We start from the raw sequence: 19,165 nt of genomic DNA on the forward strand, positions 1-19,165 counted from the left end.
GATGATCAGCGCTCGAAGCGTGCCAGCAGCGCCCGGGCCTCTGGCCAGGGGCCGAAGCCACTCGCCGGATTGAGGTGCCCCACGGCGCCGACGTCGACGAGCTCGCTCCCCCAGTCGCGGGCCAGGGCGCGGACCGCCTCCGGACTCGCCAGGGGATCGTTCTGGCTCATGGCCACCAGGCTCGGGAATGGCAACCCGGTGCGCGGCAAGGGGTGCCAGCCGCCGGCCGCCATGGCCTCCTTGCTGGGGTAGTGGGACGGCCAGTCGGCATCCAGATCCGGTGGCGTCACCAGCAGGGCGCCCTGGACCCTGTGCTGTCTGGTTGCGCCGTACTGGGCAGCCCAGTGGGCCACCATCAGCACTCCGGCACTGTGGGCCACCAGGATCACCGGCCCCTCGATGGCGGCGAGGGCCTCCTCGATGGCCTCGACCCTGGCCTTGCAGCTCAGCTTGTCCGAGGTGAGCGGCGGCACGGTGACCACCTGCTCCAGCTCGGCGGCGAGCAGGGTCTGCCAGTGATCCACCACGTGATCGCGCAGGCCCGGCACTATCAACACCCTGGCCCTGGGTTGCCCTTGTTTCATCTCACTCCCCCTGTCCTGGCTATCCGGCGAGAGCCGGCCGATATGGAAGCCACAGTAAGGGGCTCGCCATTCGGCTGCTTTACCTTGGGTGCCATGGAGTTGTCTTTTTGCGACAGAGACTCGGCCGGACAAGGCGGCGATCACGGGGTCGGGACGCCATCGGAAGCGGACTGTGAGCGAGCTCACCCCCTGGGATCTGCGACTAATAGATAAGTTAATAAGCCTTCCCATGATGTAGCCGAAATGATAATAAATGGTTAACAACCAGCAGATGAGCTGTCGCCATGGGAACTGCATCATGACCCTTCTTGCCAGAGCCGCTACCCTCACCAACTACCTCGACGTCGCCCGCCAACTGGGCCTCAACACCCCCAGCCTGCTGTCCCAGGCCGGGCTCAGCGCCTCCATACTGGATGTCCCGAATCAGCGCATCCCGGTCGCCACCATCATCAACCTGCTGGAGCTCACCGCCCGCACCGGCGACTGCCAGAGCCTGGGACTGCGCATGGCGGAGCATCGCCAGCTGTCGGATTTTGGCGAGGTGAGCCTGCTGCTGAGCTACCAGCCCAATCTGCGCGAAGCCCTGCAGGTGATGGTGCAGTACATCCACCTGTTCAACAACGCCCTGGCCATCTACATCGAGGAGGCGGGCAAGACGGTCATCATCCGCGAGGAGATCATCACCGACACCCCCATGCCGTCGCGCCAGACCACGGAGCTCGCGGTCGGCGTCATGTACCGTTTCTGCGCCTCCCAGGTCGGGGTCGGCGCCAACTGGCATCCCATTAGCGTCAACTTCACCCATGACGCGCCGGCGGATCTCTCCATCCACAAGCGGCTGTTCGGCTGCAAGCTGGAGTTCGGCAGCGAGTTCAACGGCATCGTCTGCCACGCCGCGGATCTGGACGTTCCCAATCCCCTGGCCAACCAGGCCATGGCCCGCCACGCGCGCCAGTACCTGGACACCCTGGTGGTGGAGACCCAGCAATCCCTGCTCACCGACGTGCGCAAGGCCATCTACCTGCTGCTGCCCATGGGGCGCGCCACCATAGAGCAGATCGCCCGCACCCTGGGGATGAACGTGCGCACCCTGCAGCGCCACCTCGAGGAGAGCGGCGCCACCTTCAGCGAGCTGGTCAACGAGGTACGCCGGGACCTGGTGATGCGCTACCTGCAAAACTCCGGCTATTCGCTTGGCCACATCGCCGACATGCTGGGTTACTCCATGCCGAGCTCCTTCACCCGCTGGTTCAACGCCCAGTTCGGCATGCCGCCCGCCACCTGGCGCACCCGCAACAAGATAGTGCCCAAGGCGGCCCAGAACGTGCGCACCAGCCTGGCCTACGGCTAGGCCAGTCAGCTCTGTTGCCAGAGGTTAACGAGGGAGGCCAGTGCCTCCCTCTTTGTATTCCCCTCTCCTGGCGGCAGGAGCCACCGCCTATCAGCACGGGGATCAAGGTAGCGACATCCCCTTCCCTGTTCATCCCGCACATTTCCACCATAGCGCCCAAAAGAAGAGGGAGGCCTGACGCCTCCCTCTGTTGCCCCTTGCCGCTTCCTAGCGGGCATCGGCCGGCAGCTGCTCCGCCGTCATCCTCCCCTGGGGCGCGGAGGCGTCGACGCTCGCACGGGGTGTCGCAACCTTCTCCCCGGCCTCGGCCAGGGCGGGCCGGGTGCCGCGCAAGAGGAAGTAGGAGAGCGCCGGCACCCCGATCAGCGCCCCCAGCATGTTCCACAGGAACATGAAGGTGAGCAGGATCCCCATATCCGCCTGGAACTTGATCGGTGACCAGGCCCAGCCCACCACACCGGCGGCCAGGGTGATCCCCACCAGCCCCACCACCCGGCCGGTGAAGGCCACTGCGTTGCGGTAGGACTCCACCAGCGACATGCCCTGGCGCTGGTGGTGCAGCTGCACGCTCAGCAGATAGAGCGCGTAGTCCACGCCGATGCCGACCCCGAGCGCGATCACCGGCAGGGTTGCCACCTTGACGCCTATCCCCATGGCTACCATCAGCGCCTCGCACAGCACAGAGGTGAGCATCAGCGGCACCAGCGCCACCACGGTCGCCCGCCAGCTGCGGAAGGTGATGAGGCAGAAGACGGTCACCGCCAGGTAGACGTAGAGCAGCATGGTGCGGTTCGCCTCGTGCACCACCAGGTTGGTGGCGGCCTCGATGCCGGCCGAACCCGCGGCGAGCAGGAACTGGCGATCCGACGACGAGTTCTCCCGGGCGAACCGATCGGCGATGGCCACCACGCCGCTCAGGGTCTCGGCCTTGTGATCCTTGAGGTAGGCGATCACCGGCATCAGGGAGCAGTCGGTGTTGAACAGCTCGGGGCTGTTGACCGAGGCCTGCTGGGCCGCGTAGTTCAGCACGTTCTGATTGCGCTGGATGCTGGCGAGCCTGGGGTTGCCCTCGTAGGTGCCGGCGGTGATCTGGCGCACCGCGTTGACCAGGGAGCTGGTGGCCTGCACCCCCGGGTGCTGCTGCAACTCCCAGCCCAGGCGATCCGCCAGGATCAGGGTCTGATAGTTGAGGCAACCTTCCGGCGCCGTCTTGACCATCACCGCGAACAGATCGCTGGAGAGCGCATAGTGGCCAGTGATATAGCCGTTGTCCCTGTTGTAGCGCGAATCCGCCCGCAGCTCGGGGGCCCCGCTGTCCAGATCGCCGACTTTCAGGTTCAGGCTCACCAGGTAGCCGCCGATCCCCATGGCCAGACCCAACGCCACCACAAAGGTGGCCCACTTGCGCTCGGTGCAGCAGTCCAGCAGCGCCCAGAGCTTGCCGAACCCCTGGTTGGCGGCGGCATTGGTGTCGATCCTGAGGGCCCGCTCCGCCGCCTTGCGCCCGACCCCCACGAAGGAGAGTGCCACCGGCATCAGCAGCAGGGAGGTGAAGATCAGCACCGCCACCCCTATGCTGGCGGTGATGGCGAGATCCTGAATGACCGGGATGTCGATCAGCATCAGCACCGCGAAGCCCACCGCGTCGGCGAGCAGCGCCGTGACCCCGGCCAGGAACAGGCGGCGGAAGGTGTAGCGGGCGGCGATCTGTTTGTGGGTGCCGCGGGCGATATCCTGCATGATGCCGTTCATCTTCTGGGCCGCATGGGAGACCCCGATGGCGAAGATGAGGAAGGGCACCAGAACCGAATAGGGATCGATGGCGTAGCCAAGCCAGGCGACTAGCCCAAGCTGCCACACCACGGCGATCAGCGAGCAGCCCACCACCAGCAGGGTGCTGCGCACGCAGCGGGTGTAGAGGAAGATGATGAGAAGCGAGGTCACCACCGCCAGGCCGAAGAACATGATCACCTGGATCAGGCCGTCGATGAGATCCCCCACCAGCTTGGCGAAGCCGATGACCCGGATCTTGTACTTGCCCGTCCCCTCCTCTCCCGCCTGGTGGGGCTTGCCGTCGAACTCGATCTGGCTGCGCAGCTGTTCGATGCGCTGGGAGAACTCGTGGTAGTTGAGGGGCTGGCCTGTGGCCGAGGCCTTGTCCAGCAGGGGCACGATCAGCATGCTGGATTTAAAGTCGCTCGCCACCAGGCTGCCGACGATGCCGGCCCGGTTGATGTTCTGGCGCAGCTGCTCGATGTCGGCAGGCTTGCCCTGATAGGCGTCCGGCATCACGGGGCCGCCCTGGAAGCCCTCCTCGGTCACCTCGGTCCAGCGCACCGCCGGGCTCCACAGTGACTTCATCCAGGCGCGGTCCACCCCTTCGGTCAGGAACAGCTCGTCATTGACCCGCTTGAGGACGCTCAGATAGCCGGGATCAAAGATGTCGCCCCGGGTGTTCTCCACCACCACCCGCACCGAGTTGCCGAGGCCGCGCAGGGACTGGCGGTTCTCCAGGAAGTTTTTGATGTAGGGCTGGCTCTGGGGGATCATCTTCTCGAAGCTGGGCCTAAGCTCCAGCCTCGTCGTCGCCATATAGCCCAGCACCAGGGTCGCCAGCGTCATAAACAGCATGAACAGGGCTCTGTGGTTGAACACCAGCCGTTCCAGCAGGTTGCCGGAGCGCCGATCGAAATCCGCCAGCTCGCGGATCACCGGCATCGCATCTTGCTTCACATGGCCCATCTCTGGATCCTCGTTATCGTGATGGGGCCGTCATCCTGACGGCCTGATTTGGCAAAGCCTGTGACGGCCTCAATTCACCGCCAGGGTGCGCACGCCGCGGTGACCCACCAGCGCCAGGGTGCCCTGGGGCGTCAGCAGGGCGCCCGCCACCGGCGAGGGCTCCGCCTCGGCCACCAGTTGCAGCGGCCGATCGCCATTCACCCGCAACATGTGGCCGGCCTGGGTGAAGAGGCGGACATGCCCGCCGGCATCCTGTACCGCCGCGCTGATGCTGATGGGCAGCTTGCTGGCGAGTTGAGTCCAGTTCGCGCCACCGTCCGTGCTGCGATAGACGTGGCCGCGCAGGCCATAGACCAGCAGCTCGCCGGGGCGGCCGATCAGGCCGAAGAAGCTCCCCTCGTAGGGGGATGGCAGCGCCACGAAACGTTGCGCCGCCTCATCCCACTTGCGCAGCAGACCCTGCTCGCCGGCGAGATAGAGGCTCTCCCCGGCCCGGGCGATGGCGTTGAGGTGGAGCCCGTCCGGGTTGTCGGTGCGATCCTGCATGGGCGTCCAGTGCTGGCCGCCATCCTCGGTGCGCAGAATCAGGTTGAACACCCCGACCACATAGCCGACCCTGTCGTCCTGGAACCAGACGTCGAGCAGCGGCTTGTCCGCCCCCTCCTCGATAAGGCGTTGCCCCTCCTCCACGAGCGCGGCCCACTGCTCGTTGTCCGGTTCGGCCTTGGCTCTCTCGGCGTAATAGGCGCGCACCAGCTCGCCTATCTGGCGGCCATCCAGCTGCTTCTGCCAGCTGGCCCCGCCGTCGGCGCTGTGCAGGATCACCCCGTCCCCACCCACGGCCCAGCCCTGCTCGGGGCTGGGGAAGGCGACGGCGGTGAGATCCACGCTCACCGGCACCCCGGCCTGCTGCCAGTGCCGGCCGTCGTCATCGGAGTAGAGGATGTGCCCCCGCTGCCCCACCGCCACCAGCCGTTTCCCGGCCTGGGCCAGATCGAGCAGGGGGCTCTGCCTGGCCAGGGCGCTCGCCTTGGCCGGCAAGTCCAGCACGTCCACATAGGCGGCCGCGCCTGCGCTCTGCGCTGCCGTCACCTGTGCGCTTTGCGCGAGCCCCGGCATCAGCAGGGCGCAGCACAGCCAGGGCGCCAATTTGTTGAATGAACCCATACCACGTCCTTGTATCAAGAGGCGCCGGGCAGCCCCGACGCCGACATCGAGAAGCCCGGCTCGCTGGGCGAACCGGGCTCCCGTGGGCTAGCGTATACCCGCGCCGGCCAGGGACTCCGGCGACCACTTCGCCTTGGACAGGGGGGCGCCATACTTGATGCCGCCATGGGGGCCCACCACACCGTTGATGTTGTAGGTGCCCGCCACCAGGTCATAGATCATGAAGGGGGTGGCATCCGGGGTCTGCTTGTCGTAGCTCTGGCTCAGGAAGGCGAAGGAGCCGCGATAGAGCTGACCACGGGCGTCGTACTGATCGGACGCCAGGGCCATCCAGCTGTCCTCGTCCAGGTAGAAGCGACGCTTGGCGTAGATGTGGCGCTCGCCGGCCTTGAGGGTCCCCTCCACCACCCAGACCCTGTGTTTCTCCCAGCGCACGTGATCCGGCGACAGGAAGTTCGGGGTGGTCAGCGCCCGGGCATCGGGCTCGTAGGTCAGCTTGTAGGTGTTGTAGGGAACGATCATCTCCTGCTTGCCCACCAGCTTCCAGTCGAAGCGGTCCAGAGCGCCGTTGAAGACGAAGACGTCGTCATAGGTGCCGGCGCCCGAGGTGCCCGGATTCGGGGTGTCATAGGCCAGGTTCGGCGCCAGCTTGACCCGGCGCTGCCCCGGCAGGTACTGCCAGGCCTTGCGCGGCTGCTCCAAGGGGTTGGCGGCATCGCGCAGCATGATGGCTTCACCGGCGCGGCGGGCGGGCCCGGTGTAGTAGAGCTTCATCTGGTAGTAGGTGTCCCTGGCCGAGATGGGCTTCTTCATGTCCTCGTAGATGGCGTAGTTGATGAACGCCTGCCCCGTGGTGGAGAGCGCCGCCGTGCCTGCGGCATCGACGTTCCAGGAGTCGTACTTGGTGGCGATGTTCACCCCCTGATAGCGCAGCAGGAAGTTCCACATGGCCTCGGCCCCGGTCTGCGGGATCGGGAAGGGAATGCCCGGCAGCACCTTGTCCACCGCGAGCCCCCCCTCCAGGGTCTGGGCGCTGACGGCGTTCAGCCTGGTGTTGTCCAGCACCGCCCTGGGCAGCGCCACGCTGCGGTGGGTCGGGTAGACATCCACCCGGAAGTCAGGGAAGCGCTTGAGCAGCTCCGCCGTGGTGGCGGTCAGCGCCCCCTTGTACTGGCCTGCGTTCTTGCCGTCGATCACCAGCAGGGGCTTGTCGCTCGCATAGGGGTCGGGGCGCATGCTGTCGCCCGCCTTGAAGCCGGCCGGCGGTGTGGTCAGGCCGCCGGTATAGGCGGGGATGGAGCCGTCGGCGTTGGCCGCCGCGTCGGCGCCCACCCCGGTCAGGCTGGTGCCGAGCTTGCCCGCCTCGCTCGCGGAAACGGCCGCCTGGGCCTGGCCGGCAAAGGCCAGGGCGAGGGAGAGGGCCAGCAATGTCTGTGTAGGTTTCATCATCTCGTTCTCCGACTCGGTCGCTTGACTCAATAGGTGGTCTTCAGGGTCAGGTAGATGGCGCCCCTGTCTTCCGTGGTGGCGCCGCCACCGGAGAAGGAGGAGTAGCCGCCGGCGTAACAGGTGGTGCGCTGGGCGCCGTCCAGGGCGTTGGGGGTGGCGCCGTCCCTGGCGCCGTCGTTGCACTCGGCGGACTTGCCGAAGGAGTCCACGTACTTCAGATCGACGAAGTACTGGTTGTACACCACGGCCCCCAGGCCCAGCGCGTAGTTGCCGGTCTCCTTCGACCCGCCCGCCTGCACCGGCGAGACGCCGGAGAGGCCCCAGTTCACCGACAGCGGCATGGTCATGTCGACGCCGGGGAAGACCTGATACCAGGTGGGGGTGAAGTTGACCGCCAGGCCCCAGTTGTCACGGGTCGGCTTGTCGATGCCCTGATAGCTCTCCTCGCCCTTGTAGAGCGCCTTGTTGTGCTCGTCCAGGCTCAGCAGGTTGCTGTAGTAGAGCTCGGCCAGCAGGGCGGCGCCGTCGAACAGCGGGGTGTCGGCTATGGTCATCAGGCCGTTCAGGGTCCAGTGCAGGGTGTCGCCGGTGGCGCTGTAGCCGTCGGAATCATCGGTGATCACCCCGGTGCCGGCGTGGCGGGGGGGCAAGGCACCGAAGCCATTGGCCAGTCCACCAGGCCCTGCGGCACTGAGCAGCGCCGGTATGCTGGCGAGCGGCATCTTGTGGCGATAGTTCAGATCGCTGCCCACGCTCACCCCGGCGATGTCCTTGGAGAGGCTCAGGCCGAAGATGTCGATGCTCTCGCCGTAGGCCAGGGAGTAGCTGGTGGTGGCGATGGACTGGCGCAGGTTGGGGATGGCGCCGCCCGGCAGCGGCGCGGCGCCGCGAATGGTCATGCCGCGGGCATCCAGCACCGCCTGGGGCAGGATGTCCGCGGTGCGGCGGTAGAAGGCCCCCAGGGTGGCGTCCAGCGCCTCGGGGGACCACTTGGCCATGATGCCCCAGTCGCCGTGCTTGCCCGGCTCGATGTCGGTGCCGCGGCGGATGTTGGTCAGGGTGCCGTTCGGCCCGGCGAGACCCGGCCCGCCGGTGTGCCCCAGCAGGAAGGACTGGGCGCCGAAGCCCACCAGATCCGAGCTGCCGTAGTAGGTGCCGGCCTCCGGCAGGCGGGCGGCGTCCCACTCCAGGAAGTACTGGGCGGCGAAGGTCCACTCCGGGTTCAGGGTGAAGGAGGCGGAGACCTGGTTGCGCGGCACGAACAGCTCCTTCGCCTCCGTGCCCGGGGAGGCCGCGAGTTTCGCCAGATCCAGGCCCGACTGGCCGTAGCTCAGGGAGTGCACCGGGTTCAGCAGGGTCTCCCCCCAGTAGACGTTGTGCTGGCCCACCTTGAAGCTCAGCAGCGACTCCTCGCCGACCTCCATGCTGTGGAACACGAAGGCGTCGAGGATCTCGCCGGAGGGGCCGTGGTAGTAGCGGTTCGCATAGTCGCTCAGGTGAGGGTTGGCCGCCACGGGCGGCTGGCCGACGATCCCGGAGCTGGTGTTGTTGCCGTTGATGAAGGGGTTGTCATCGGCCCCCACGTCGCGATAGGCGTAGTCATACCAGCTGGTGGCGCTGACGCGAAAACCTGTGTTGCCCTTGTTCACCACATCCAGCTCGGTCAGCAGATCGAAGCGGGTGGTGACTGTGTCACCGGCGTCCTTGAAGTTGTAGTCGCCGTCGTTGTTGTTGGGGGTGGCCAGCATGCGGTCGTCCGCACTCTCGGTGCGCACGCCGTAGTTGAATTTGCCGGTGTTGTCGAAGCGCACGGACCACTCTTCGCTGTCCGTGTCAATCTCGACCGCCTGAACGCTGGGCAGGAGAGCGGCCGCGATGGCCGTCGCCAGCAGGCTGAGGCGCAGGGCACCGCAACCATGACTCGTGTGCTTGTAATCCATTACAGTCTCTCCGAGTGTCGTCATCTGATGTCGTTGTTGTTATCTGTCTGAGCGCCGTTTCCGTTGGCTTTTTTATTGATGCAAGCGGGATGACCTGGCTATGGCGCACCGCCTTGTTCGGCTCCTGGATGCAGCTCTGTTTTTGCATCGGCCCCGGGGTGTCGCTCGCGCTGATGACGCGGTCTCTCTCTTCTTGTGCGTCGACTGTAAGGCCTCCCTCCGGGGCCACGCTTGCCATTGAACGTCAGCCACTTTTCATTTGGTGACAGCCCAGGGGGGCGAAGACGACGAGGGTTGAAAACGGTGTCAACCAGCCCCGATGCCGGGCCCATCAGCCCTGTCGGGCGGCAGGGTCAGGTAGCGTGGGAGGGGTGTTCGGGGCGAAGGAAAACGGGGCGAGGAAAATAAAAACGGCGGGGAAAGGCCAGGCCCCTTCACCGCCGGAAAACCGCGCGCTCAGCGTGCGATGGCGCAGCCGGTCGCGGCCTGCAACTGCTCGAACGCGATGCCGGGGGCCAGCTCCACCAGCTTGAGACCGTGCGGGGTGACGTCCAGCACGGCGAGATCGCTGATGATGCGATCCACCACCCCGACCCCGGTCAGCGGCAGGTTGCACCACTCCAGTATCTTGTGCTCGCCGTTCTTGGCGCAGTGCTCCATCAGCACCACCACCCGCTTGACCCCGGCCACCAGATCCATGGCGCCCCCCATCCCCTTGACCAGCTTGCCCGGGATCATCCAGTTCGCGAGATCGCCGCGCTCGGACACCTGCATAGCCCCGAGCAACGCCAGGTTGATGTGGCCGCCGCGGATCATGCCGAAGCTCTCGGCGCTGTCGAAGAAGCTGCTGCCGGGCAGGGTGGTGATGGTCTGCTTGCCGGCGTTGATGAGATCCGGATCCAGCTCCTCCTCACTCGGGAAGGGGCCTATGCCGAGCAGGCCGTTCTCGCTCTGCAGCCACACCTCCATTCCCTCCGGGATATAGTTGGCCACCAGGGTCGGCAGGCCGATGCCGAGGTTCACATAGAAGCCGTCCTGCAGCTCCCTTGCGGCGCGCTGCGCCATCTCTTCACGGGTCCAGGCCATGGTTAACTCCTCACTGTCCGCACTTCGATACGTTTCTCGGGGTTGGGGTTCAGGACCAGCCGCTGCACATAGATGCCGGGCAGGTGGATCTCGTCAGGGGCCAGCTCCCCCACCTCGACGATCTCCTCTACCTCGGCGACACAGACCCGGCCCGCCTTGGCGCAGAGCGGGTTGAAGTTGCGGGCGGTCTTGTTGAACATCAAGTTGCCCGCCTTGTCCGCCCTGGCCCCCTTGATGATGGCGAGATCGGCGGTGAGCGAATGCTCCATCACGTACCACTCGCCGTCGAACTGGCGGGTCTCCTTGCCCTCGGCGATCAGGGTCCCGTAACCGGTGCGGGTGAAGAAGGCGGGAATGCCGGCGCCGCCGGCCCGCAGCTTCTCGGCGAGCGTGCCCTGGGGGGTGAACTCCAACTCCAGCTCGCCGGCCAGGTACTGGCGCTCGAACTCCTTGTTGCCCCCCACGTAGGAGGAGATCATCTTCTTGATCTGGCGGCTGTAGAGCAGGGGCCCCAGGCCGAACTCATCCACCCCGCAGTTGTTGCTGATGACGGTGAAGCCGCGCTTGCCGGTCTCGCGCAGCGCCTCGATCAGCCGCTCGGGGATACCGCACAGGCCGAAGCCCCCCGAGGCGATGGTGATGCCGTCCTGCACCAGATCGCCGAGGGCGGCCTGGGCGCTGGGATAAATCTTGTTCATGGATACCTCTCTGGCTAGTCCGTTGGCCACGGGGGCGCGTTCGTTTTATGACTTCAGTCTTGCTTTGTCTGGCAGTTGGCTGGGTGCCGCTTAATGAGACCACGTATCGCGATCGTCCGATTACGCCGCTATGCGGCTAATCGAACCTACGCAGTCAATTGAGTTGGCAGGTTCGAATAGGGTCGCGTCTTCGGACGTTCATGACCTTCCTACGGCTTGATGCCCCAGTGCATCAGCACCAGCACCAGGGCGGCGAGGAAGGCGGTCTCCCCCACCATCAACAGGATGGGTTTGATGCCGACCGAGGCCAGCTCCTTGAGCTGGGTCTTCATGCCGATGGCGGCGATGGCGATCACCAGGCACCAGCGCGACAGCTCGTTGACCCCGCTCTGGACCATGGCGGGCACCCAGCCTGTGCTGTTGATGCAGGCCAGCACCAGGAAGCCGACCGCGAACAGGGGCAAGAGTGGCGGACGCTTGTCCAAGGCGCCGTCCGCCCCCTGCATCCGGGTGATCATGGCGGCGGCGACGATCACCGGCAGCAGCATGGCGACCCGCATCAGCTTGACCACGGTGGCCACGTCCCCGGTCTCGGTGGACATGCTGTAGCCCGCCCCCACCACCTGGGCCACGTCGTGGATGGTGGCGCCGAGGAAGACCCCCGCCTCCACCGGCGTCAGCTCGAAGAAGCGGGCGATCATGGGGTAGGTGATCATCGCTAGCGTCGAGAGCACCGAGACCCCGATCACCGTGAACAGGGTGGCGCGCTCCTTCTGGGGATGATTGGGCAGGGAGGCGGCCAGGGCCAGGGCGGCGGAGGCACCGCAGATGGCGGTGGCACCGCCGGTCAGCATGCCGAACAGACGCTGGAAGCCCATCGCCTTGGCCACCACCACCGACAGGCCGATAGTCACCACCACCAGGGTCACCACCAGGACAACCGGCATCCAGCCGAGCTCGGCGATCTGGCCCAGGGTGATGCGCATGCCGAGCAGGGCCACCCCGATGCGCAGCACGCTGCGGGCCGTGAACGCGATCCCCTCCTTGCAGCTCCCCTCGGCGCTGAGGAAGTTCAGGGCCATGCCGAGCAGCAGGGCAAACAGCAGCACGGGGGCGCCGTAGTGTTCGGAGAGGAAGGTGGCGGCGGCGGCCACCACCAGACTGACCGCCATGCCGGGGGCCAGCTCGCGCACCCGCGAGACGCGGGCGGTGACGGCGGGGTTCAACGCGTGCATGGGATCTCCTCCTCCGGTGCAACGACGATATGGAGCTGGTCGCCCGCCCGCTCGACCGGGTAGCGGTTGACCCTGAGCTGGGTGGAGCCCAGCAGATAGCCGGTGTTCAGGTTGAAGCGCAGGCCGTGGGCGCAGCACTGGATCACCTCTCCCTCCAGCTTGCCGCCGCAGAGCGACGCCCCCTGGTGGGGGCAGCCGTCATCGATGGCGTGGAAGCGGCCATCGATGTTGAACAGCACCAGGCTCCTGCCCCCCTCCTCGATCAGGGCGCGCTTGCCCGGCGCCGGCACCCGGCTGGCGGGCACGGCGATGCGCCTTTGCGCCGCCGTGCCCTCGACCACGACGGCCTGACGCAGGCTGGCGAGCAGGCGCTCCACCGGCTGGGCCCCGGAGAGAACCCGTCCCCCCAGCACGAAGCTGGGTACCCCCCGGCTGGCGGCCCCCTCGGCGGTGCCGCAGAAGGGGCTGCCGTCCCCCTCCAGGCCGCCCACCAGGGCGTCGGTGGCGAAACCGGCCGCGGCGGCCAGATCGAGCAGGGTATGACAGTCCCCCAGATCCCCCCCCTGCTGGAAGTGACAGGCAAACAGGGATTCCAGCAGCGCCTCGCACTGCTCAGGGGTACCGAGCTCGCCGGCCCGCTGCCACAGGCGGTGGGCATCGGCGGTGTTCGGCATACGGGGGATGCGGCCAAAGTCCAGCGCCACCCCGACGCCGGCCGCAGCCTCGCGCACCTGGGCCTGGCGCAGGCGCAGCGCCTGCTCGCCCCCCAGCCTCTGCAGGTAGAAGGTGTTGAAATCCTCCCCCCCGGCCGGCAGCTGGGGCAGCAACTGCACCCCACGCCAGCGCAGCGTCACCTGCAACCCGGGGCGCTCGGCCCGCAGCAGGGCCAGGGCCTGGTCCAGCTGGCGCTTGCCGATCAGGCACCAGGGACAGATGAAATCGAAATAGACCTCTATGTTCAGCGTATTGTGCAGGGTACTGCCCATGCCCTTGTCTCCCTGTGATCAACCCCTATCCGGCGATCGTCGCCGGACGGATAAAACTCATGTGCCCCCAGGGCCTCAGATCCTCGCCTCGGCGGGGGCCGGCTCGATGACGGAGGCGCCGGCGCCCCTGGGCTGCGACTCCCCCTCCAGCCGGGCCACGTCCTTGTGGTAGTGGCGCTTGGCGTAGAGGAAGACGAGCGCCGCCGCGATGCTGATGAGGGGCACCAGCTGGAAGGCGTTGTCCAGCCCGATATGGTCGGACACCTTGCCGGTGATAAAGGGGCCGGGCGCGAGGCCGAGCAGGTTGTTGGCCAGCGTCAGGGTCGCGAAGGCGGTGCCGTGGATGCTGGCGTGGGTCAGGTTCGCCACCATGGCGCCGGCCGGGCCCGAGGTGCCGGTGGCGATGAACATGCCGAGGCAGATCAGCAGTATCTGCGGCAGACCCACCGGCAGCGCGAACGCCAGGGAGAGCAGGACGCAGCTGCCGAGGCAATAGGCGATGGCGAGGCTTATCTTGCGATCCGGCCGCGCCTTGCACAGCCTGTCGCTCAGCATGCCGCACAGGATCATGCCGGCGCCGCTGCACAGCACTATGATGGCCGCCGCCGCCCCCGCCTTGTCCGTCGCCATGCCGTAGTAGCGGTTGAAGTAGCTCGGCATCCAGACGATGACGGTGCCGCCGACGAACAGCTGCAGGCCGCTGCCCACATAGGCGGCGATCACCGAGCGGCTGGCATAGAGGCTGCGCAGCGGGCTGCGCTCTCCAGCCTTGTCCTTGGCTGTGCGGCAAGGGGTCGCGATGCGCGACTCCTTCACCACCATGGGGTAGAGCGCCGCCAGCACCAGGCCGAACAGCGCCATGCCGGCGAAGGCCCAGCGCCAGCCCAGAAAATGGGCCAGCACGCCCCCGGTCGCCATGCCGAGCACTGAGCCGAACAGGCCGCCCGAGATGAAGGCGCCGGAGAGGGTAGCCCGCATCTCCCGCGGGAAGACGGAGACCACCACGGCGATGCCGACGCTGCCGTAGGCGGCCTCCCCCACTCCCACCAGGAAGCGGGCGACGAACATCTGTTCGTAGTTCTGGGCCAGGGCGCAACCCAGGGTGGCCAGGCTCCAGAGGGCGGCCATCAGGGCCAGGCTCTTCACCCGCCCGAACCGGTCGGCGAGCAAAGAGAGCGGGAAGGTCAAGAGCCCGACCATGAGCGCGACTATGCCGCTCAGCAGGCCAAGCTGGGTATCCGAGAGCGCCCACTCCCCCTTGAGCATGGGGAAGACGGCGTTGAGCACCTGGCGCGACATATAGTCGGAGATGAGCAGACCGAAGGTCAGCGCAAACACTATCCAGGCATAGCGGCGGGGCACGGCAACCTTGCCGGCCTCGGCGTCGTCATCGATACGATACGTAGCCATACAATCCCTCGTGCTACTCCAAATTGGCAGGTTCCCGGTCTGGGTCCCGGTGGCCGGAGCCGCCGGGCACCCATTACTGATACATCGCTCAGCTTGCCGGATGCTGCATAGTGCAAGGGCTGCCGCCCTCTTGGCAAACGGTGTTGGCGGGTCGCGGCGTTTCTTTTTCACACCGCGACCCGACTGGCTCAGCGCTGCGGCACGCCGAGCTGACCCGGGACGCGATTCGGCGCCATGCCGTTGGCCTTCAGGGTCTCCTCGATGCTGTCGTACTGCACGCCGATGCGGTAGATGGCGCGGGCCTCCTTGCCGTTGGCCACCTCGCGGCCCAGCTCGTGGGCGACGCGCACGCACTGCTGGATCTGCTCCACCGAGCTCATGCGCTGGCCGTGCTGACCTATGATGGTGTCCTCGATGCCGCAGCGCGGGTGCAGCCCCATGGCCATGGCCATCATGTTGAACGGCAGCACGTTTTTGAGCAGCGACTCGGCGGTGACGCAGGCACCGTCTGGCGCACGGTGGACGAAGTTCATGAAGTTGAACGGGTTCGGGCCGTCGAAGCCGCCGCCGATGCCGATCCAGGTCAGGTTCAGCGGGCCGCGATAGATGCCCTTGCGCACCAGCCGCTCCAGGGTCTCCAGGGCGTGCATGCCGGTCAGCTGGAAGTGCGGCTGGATGCCGTTCGCCATCAGGCGCTTGAGGTGCTCGGCCACCCAGGCCGGACCGGCCGGCACCGTCATCTCGCTGTAGGCGGCCTGGTAGGCGGGGTTCGCGAGCGAGGTGCCTTCCAGGTACTCCGGATAGAGCAGCTCCATGATGTTCATCTGGGTGGTGTTGATGGCGACGGTGACCTGATCCGGTTTCGGGGTCAGCTCCGCCAGCATGTGGCGGGTGTCGTCGGAGAGCCACTTGGCCGCCTCCCCCTCGCTCTCGGGGGCGAAGGAGATGGAGCCGCCGACCTGGATGATCATGTCCGGCACCGCCTTGCGGACCCCGGCGATCAGCTCGTTGAACTTGGAGAGACGCTTGGAGCCGGTGCCGTCCAGCTCGCGCACATGCAGGTGCAGCACGGTGGCACCCGCCTCGTAGCAATCAACCGCCTTCTGGACCTGCTCCTCCATGGTCACCGGGATGTCTTCCGGGAAGTCGCCCGGCGCCCACTCGGGGCCGTAGGGGGCGACGGTGATGACCACCTTCTCCATGTTTTCCGGGTGCAGGGAATCGTCAAAGAATTGCATCTGTTCATTCCTTAAATTGGCTGGCCTTCCATGAAGCGCCTGGCGTGGTGACATCCCCCGGGCGCGGGCCCGGGGATTGATCAGAAGGGCTTGTCGCCCATGATCCCGGCCCGCTCCATCTTGCGATGGCAGGGGGCATAATCCATGGCGGCGTAGTGCTGGGTACTGCGGTTGTCCCAGATGGCCACGCTGCCCGGCTGCCAGCGCCAGCGCACCTGGAACTCGGGGATATAGGCCTGGCTGATGAGGTAGCGCAGCAGATCGCTGCCCCCCATGCTGTAGTCCTGGCCGACGCGGACATTCGCCGGGGTGTGGTAGTTGGTGAAGTGGGTCGCGAAGGCGTTGACGAACAGGATCTTCTCGTCCGTCTCCGGGTGGGTGCGCACCACGGGGTGCTCGGCGTCCGGGAACATGGCCTTCAAGGCGAGCCGCTTCTCCATGGGCATGGCCGCCCCGAAGCTCGCCTCTATGCTGTGGCGGGCGCGCAGGCCGGCGATCTTCTGTTTAATCTCCTCGGGCAGCGCGGCGTAGGCCGCCGCCATGTTGGCCCAGAGGGTGTCCCCCCCCACCGGCGGGCACTCCACGCAGCGCAGCACGCAGCCCATGGGGGGTTGCTCGCGCCAGGTGGCATCCGTGTGCCAGGCGTTCTCGTAGCGATCGTTGGGCACCTCCGGCGACTTGTAGATGCGCACCAGACCGGGGTGATCCGGGTCGCTGCCCGCCACCGGGTGATCCTCCAGCTCGCCGAAGCGGCGGGCGAAGGCCACGTGATCGGCGCGGCTCATCTCCTGATCCCGCAGGAACAGCACCTTGTGCCTCAGCAGTTGGGCGCGGATCTCGGCAAACAGCCCAGCGTCGTGGGCCGCATCCGCCAGCTGGACGCCGCTGAGCTCGGCGCCGATATGGCAAGTCAGTTGTTCTACACGCATGTCTCTCTCCCTAGATGACAAGTCAGGCGACCGGACAAGTTCCCCGCCCCATGGGGCGGAGAGCTCGGGCCCTAGATAACGAAGATGGAGGAGCCCGTGGTCTTGCGCGCCTCCAGATCCCGGTGGGCCGCCGCCGCATCCTGCAGCTCGTAGCGCTGGTTGATCTCGATCTTGATCCGGCCGCTGGCCACGTGGTCGAACAGCTCCGCGGCCAGGGCCGTCTTCTCCGCCGGATCGGCGATGTAGTCGGCGAGCGCCGGACGGGTCAGATAGAGGGAGCCCTTCATGGCCAGCAGCTGGGGGTTGAAGCCGTCGATGGGGCCGGAGGCGGTGCCGACGCAGACCATGAGGCCGCGACGCTTGAGGGAATCGAGCGAGCCCAGGAAGGTGTTCTTGCCGACGCTGTCGAACACCACGTCGACACCGGCGCCCTCGGTCAGGGTGCGCACCCGCTGAGCCACGTCCTCGTGGCTGTAGTCGATGGTGTAGTCGCAGCCGTGGGCACGGGCCACCTCGGCCTTGGCGTCGCTGGAGACTGTGCCAATCACGGTCAGTCCCAGCAGCTTGGCCCACTGGGCGACGATGAGGCCGACGCCCCCTGCCGCAGCGTGCAGCAAGATGCTGTCACCGGGTTTGAAGTCGTGGATGCGGCGCATCAGGTAGGCGGCGGTGAGGCCGCGCATGGTCATGGCGGCGGCGGTCTCGCAGGAGATGTTGTCCGGCAGGCGGATGAGGGGGGCGGCCGGGATCAGTCGCTCGGTCGAATAAGCGCCGAGTGTATTGATGAAGCCGGTGTAGGTGACGCGATCGCCGACGGCGACGCTGGTGACGCCCTCGCCCACCGCCTCCACCACCCCGGCCGCCTCGACCCCCAGACCGTTGGGCAGCGGGATCGGGTAGGTGCCGTTGCGAAAATAGGTGTCCGCGTAGTTCAGGCCGACCGCGGCGTGGCGCAGCCGTACCTGGCCAGGCCCGGGTTCACCGACCGAGACCTCTTCGTAGCGCAGGACCTCGGGGCCCCCGGTTTCATAGAAGCGTATGGCGTTGGCCATGGCTGTTCTCCAGATTCATTCATGGGTGAAAACATCGTCCAGAGTGAATCTAGGGATTTACGTGAACGTCCGCTTTGCATCGGGCGACAGCCACTTTTCATCTCATGACACCCCCCTGCTAATCCGTTGCCCCCCCTCGGGGAAGAGGACAGAATCGGCCCTGAACCACCACGGCGGCGCCATGGCATTGGCCAGGCGCACCTGGGGAGAAAGAGCTATCCGATTGAATAAAAAGCAGTTCTCAGAAGGGAAGCCACCGGTGCCCGCAGATTGACGGGCCTTGGACCTAAGCATAATTGACGTTGACGTAAACGCAGTGTGAGATGATGGTATTCACAGCCAGCATCCACAGCAGACAAGCACCCCATGAAAGGAGTCACCATGTCCAACCTATCCCCCTCGGCCGGGACGCGTTTTCGCACTGCCCTGGCCAACGAGAAACCCCTGCAGATCGTCGGCACCATCAACGCCTACATGGCGCTGATGGCCGAGCGTAGCGGCTTCCAGGCCCTCTACCTGTCCGGTGCCGGGGTGGCCAACGCCTCCTATGGCCTGCCGGATCTCGGCATGACCTCCATGAACGACGTGCTGATCGACGCCGAGCGCATCACGGCCGCGACCCAGGTGCCGCTCCTGGTGGACATCGACACCGGCTGGGGCGGCGCCTTCAACATCGCCCGCACCATTCGCGCCTTCGAGCGCGGCGGGGTGGCCGCCGTCCACATGGAGGATCAGGTGGCCCAGAAGCGCTGCGGCCACAGGCCGAACAAGGCGGTGGTCTCGGTTTCCGAGATGGTGGACAGGATCAAGGCGGCGGTGGATGCCCGCCAGGACGAGAGCTTCGTCATCATGGCCCGCACCGACGCCCTGGCGGTAGAGGGGCTGGGCTCGGCCCTGGAACGCGCCGCCGCCTATGTGGAGGCAGGCGCCGACATGATCTTCGCCGAGGCCGTGACCGAGCTGGAGCAGTACGATCGCTTCAAGCAGGCGGCCGGGGTGCCCATCCTCGCCAACATGACCGAGTTCGGCAAGACGGAGCTGTTTGACAAGGAGGCACTCGCCGCCCACGGCGTCGACATGGTGCTCTACCCCCTGAGCGCCGCTCGCGCCGCCAACCAGGCCGCCCTCAACGTCTATCAGACGCTTCGCCGCGACGGCCACCAGCGCGCCGTGGTCGACACCATGCAGACCCGGGAGTCCCTCTACGACTTCCTCGGCTACCACCATTACGAACAGACCCTGGACAGGCTGTTCACCAAGGAATAAGCCCGCGACCGGCCGCCTCATGCTGGCGGCCG

At 66.5% G+C, this 19,165-nt stretch carries 15 protein-coding genes; 2 read left to right on the forward strand and 13 right to left on the reverse strand.

Going from position 1 to position 19,165, the window contains the following annotated elements; translation table 11 throughout:
* Positions 1–5: 5 nt before the first annotated feature.
* The gene (locus I6L39_RS18685) at positions 6–584 is read right to left on the reverse strand and encodes an alpha/beta hydrolase (RefSeq protein ID WP_216990484.1); all 579 of its coding nucleotides are present in this window, start codon (positions 582–584) and stop codon (positions 6–8) included.
* A gap of 298 nt (positions 585–882) precedes the next feature.
* On the opposite strand from I6L39_RS18685, the gene I6L39_RS18690 reads away from it, so the two are divergent.
* A complete protein-coding gene (locus I6L39_RS18690) occupies positions 883–1,935 on the forward strand; it encodes an AraC family transcriptional regulator (protein ID WP_042078585.1) in 1,053 nt (350 codons plus the stop codon).
* Between the two features lie 207 nt (positions 1,936–2,142).
* Here the strand turns inward: I6L39_RS18690 and I6L39_RS18695 are convergent, their stop codons facing one another.
* The 12 genes from I6L39_RS18695 to I6L39_RS18750 form a co-directional block, all read right to left on the reverse strand.
* Complete coding sequence (locus I6L39_RS18695; protein WP_254203690.1) at positions 2,143–4,677, reverse strand: RND family transporter; 2,535 nt, start codon at positions 4,675–4,677, stop codon at positions 2,143–2,145.
* A gap of 69 nt (positions 4,678–4,746) precedes the next feature.
* A complete protein-coding gene (locus I6L39_RS18700; protein WP_216990485.1) occupies positions 4,747–5,844 on the reverse strand; it encodes a YCF48-related protein in 1,098 nt (365 codons plus the stop codon).
* 87 nt (positions 5,845–5,931) lie between these two features.
* Positions 5,932–7,293 carry a DUF1329 domain-containing protein gene (locus I6L39_RS18705; protein WP_254203691.1) on the reverse strand — a complete coding sequence of 454 codons (1,362 nt, stop codon included), beginning with the start codon at positions 7,291–7,293 and terminating at the stop codon, positions 5,932–5,934.
* Between the two features lie 26 nt (positions 7,294–7,319).
* Complete coding sequence (locus I6L39_RS18710) at positions 7,320–9,233, reverse strand: DUF1302 domain-containing protein (protein ID WP_254203692.1); 1,914 nt, start codon at positions 9,231–9,233, stop codon at positions 7,320–7,322.
* Positions 9,234–9,689: 456 nt separating this feature from the next.
* On the reverse strand, positions 9,690–10,319 hold the full coding sequence (locus I6L39_RS18715) for a CoA transferase subunit B (protein ID WP_216990486.1): 630 nt from the start codon (positions 10,317–10,319) through the stop codon (positions 9,690–9,692).
* 2 nt (positions 10,320–10,321) lie between these two features.
* Positions 10,322–11,017, reverse strand: coding sequence for a CoA transferase subunit A (locus I6L39_RS18720; protein WP_216990487.1), 696 nt, complete (start codon positions 11,015–11,017; stop codon positions 10,322–10,324).
* Positions 11,018–11,226: 209 nt separating this feature from the next.
* Positions 11,227–12,252, reverse strand: coding sequence for a YeiH family protein (locus I6L39_RS18725; protein WP_254203693.1), 1,026 nt, complete (start codon positions 12,250–12,252; stop codon positions 11,227–11,229).
* The gene (locus tag I6L39_RS18730) at positions 12,240–13,238 is read right to left on the reverse strand and encodes a DsbA family protein (RefSeq protein ID WP_216990488.1); all 999 of its coding nucleotides are present in this window, start codon (positions 13,236–13,238) and stop codon (positions 12,240–12,242) included. Before I6L39_RS18730 ends, I6L39_RS18725 begins: the two co-directional genes overlap by 13 nt.
* 75 nt (positions 13,239–13,313) lie before the next feature.
* Positions 13,314–14,648, reverse strand: coding sequence for an MFS transporter (locus I6L39_RS18735; RefSeq protein ID WP_216990489.1), 1,335 nt, complete (start codon positions 14,646–14,648; stop codon positions 13,314–13,316).
* Between the two features lie 188 nt (positions 14,649–14,836).
* Positions 14,837–15,886, reverse strand: a complete 1,050-nt coding sequence (locus I6L39_RS18740; protein ID WP_216990490.1) for a 3-keto-5-aminohexanoate cleavage protein — start codon at positions 15,884–15,886, stop codon at positions 14,837–14,839.
* A gap of 80 nt (positions 15,887–15,966) precedes the next feature.
* Entirely contained in the window at positions 15,967–16,815 is an 849-nt protein-coding gene (locus I6L39_RS18745) for a TauD/TfdA family dioxygenase (RefSeq protein WP_042078522.1), read from the reverse strand.
* A 71-nt stretch (positions 16,816–16,886) separates the two neighbouring features.
* A complete protein-coding gene (locus tag I6L39_RS18750) occupies positions 16,887–17,867 on the reverse strand; it encodes a quinone oxidoreductase (RefSeq protein WP_216990491.1) in 981 nt (326 codons plus the stop codon).
* A gap of 381 nt (positions 17,868–18,248) precedes the next feature.
* On the opposite strand from I6L39_RS18750, the gene prpB reads away from it, so the two are divergent.
* The gene (prpB, locus tag I6L39_RS18755) at positions 18,249–19,133 is read left to right on the forward strand and encodes a methylisocitrate lyase (RefSeq protein WP_216990492.1); all 885 of its coding nucleotides are present in this window, start codon (positions 18,249–18,251) and stop codon (positions 19,131–19,133) included.
* The last annotated feature ends 32 nt before the right edge of the window (positions 19,134–19,165 follow it).

It is taken from the genome of Aeromonas sp. FDAARGOS 1409, assembly GCF_019048705.1.
GTDB lineage: Bacteria > Pseudomonadota > Gammaproteobacteria > Enterobacterales > Aeromonadaceae > Aeromonas > Aeromonas sanarellii.

Bases quoted from the DNA above. Each gene is read 5' to 3' on its own strand.
- I6L39_RS18740 (WP_216990490.1), bottom strand. From the start codon at position 15,886: ATGCAATTCTTTGACGATTCCCTGCACCCGGAAAACATGGAGAAGGTG.
- I6L39_RS18730 (WP_216990488.1), bottom strand. From the start codon at position 13,238: ATGGGCAGTACCCTGCACAATACGCTGAACATAGAGGTCTATTTCGAT.
- I6L39_RS18710 (WP_254203692.1), bottom strand. From the start codon at position 9,233: ATGGATTACAAGCACACGAGTCATGGTTGCGGTGCCCTGCGCCTCAGC.
- I6L39_RS18695 (WP_254203690.1), bottom strand. From the start codon at position 4,677: ATGGGCCATGTGAAGCAAGATGCGATGCCGGTGATCCGCGAGCTGGCG.
- I6L39_RS18725 (WP_254203693.1), bottom strand. From the start codon at position 12,252: ATGCACGCGTTGAACCCCGCCGTCACCGCCCGCGTCTCGCGGGTGCGC.
- I6L39_RS18750 (WP_216990491.1), bottom strand. From the start codon at position 17,867: ATGGCCAACGCCATACGCTTCTATGAAACCGGGGGCCCCGAGGTCCTG.
- prpB (WP_216990492.1), top strand. From the start codon at position 18,249: ATGTCCAACCTATCCCCCTCGGCCGGGACGCGTTTTCGCACTGCCCTG.
- I6L39_RS18690 (WP_042078585.1), top strand. From the start codon at position 883: ATGACCCTTCTTGCCAGAGCCGCTACCCTCACCAACTACCTCGACGTC.
- I6L39_RS18705 (WP_254203691.1), bottom strand. From the start codon at position 7,293: ATGATGAAACCTACACAGACATTGCTGGCCCTCTCCCTCGCCCTGGCC.
- I6L39_RS18720 (WP_216990487.1), bottom strand. From the start codon at position 11,017: ATGAACAAGATTTATCCCAGCGCCCAGGCCGCCCTCGGCGATCTGGTG.
- I6L39_RS18700 (WP_216990485.1), bottom strand. From the start codon at position 5,844: ATGGGTTCATTCAACAAATTGGCGCCCTGGCTGTGCTGCGCCCTGCTG.
- I6L39_RS18685 (WP_216990484.1), bottom strand. From the start codon at position 584: ATGAAACAAGGGCAACCCAGGGCCAGGGTGTTGATAGTGCCGGGCCTG.
- I6L39_RS18715 (WP_216990486.1), bottom strand. From the start codon at position 10,319: ATGGCCTGGACCCGTGAAGAGATGGCGCAGCGCGCCGCAAGGGAGCTG.
- I6L39_RS18735 (WP_216990489.1), bottom strand. From the start codon at position 14,648: ATGGCTACGTATCGTATCGATGACGACGCCGAGGCCGGCAAGGTTGCC.
- I6L39_RS18745 (WP_042078522.1), bottom strand. From the start codon at position 16,815: ATGCGTGTAGAACAACTGACTTGCCATATCGGCGCCGAGCTCAGCGGC.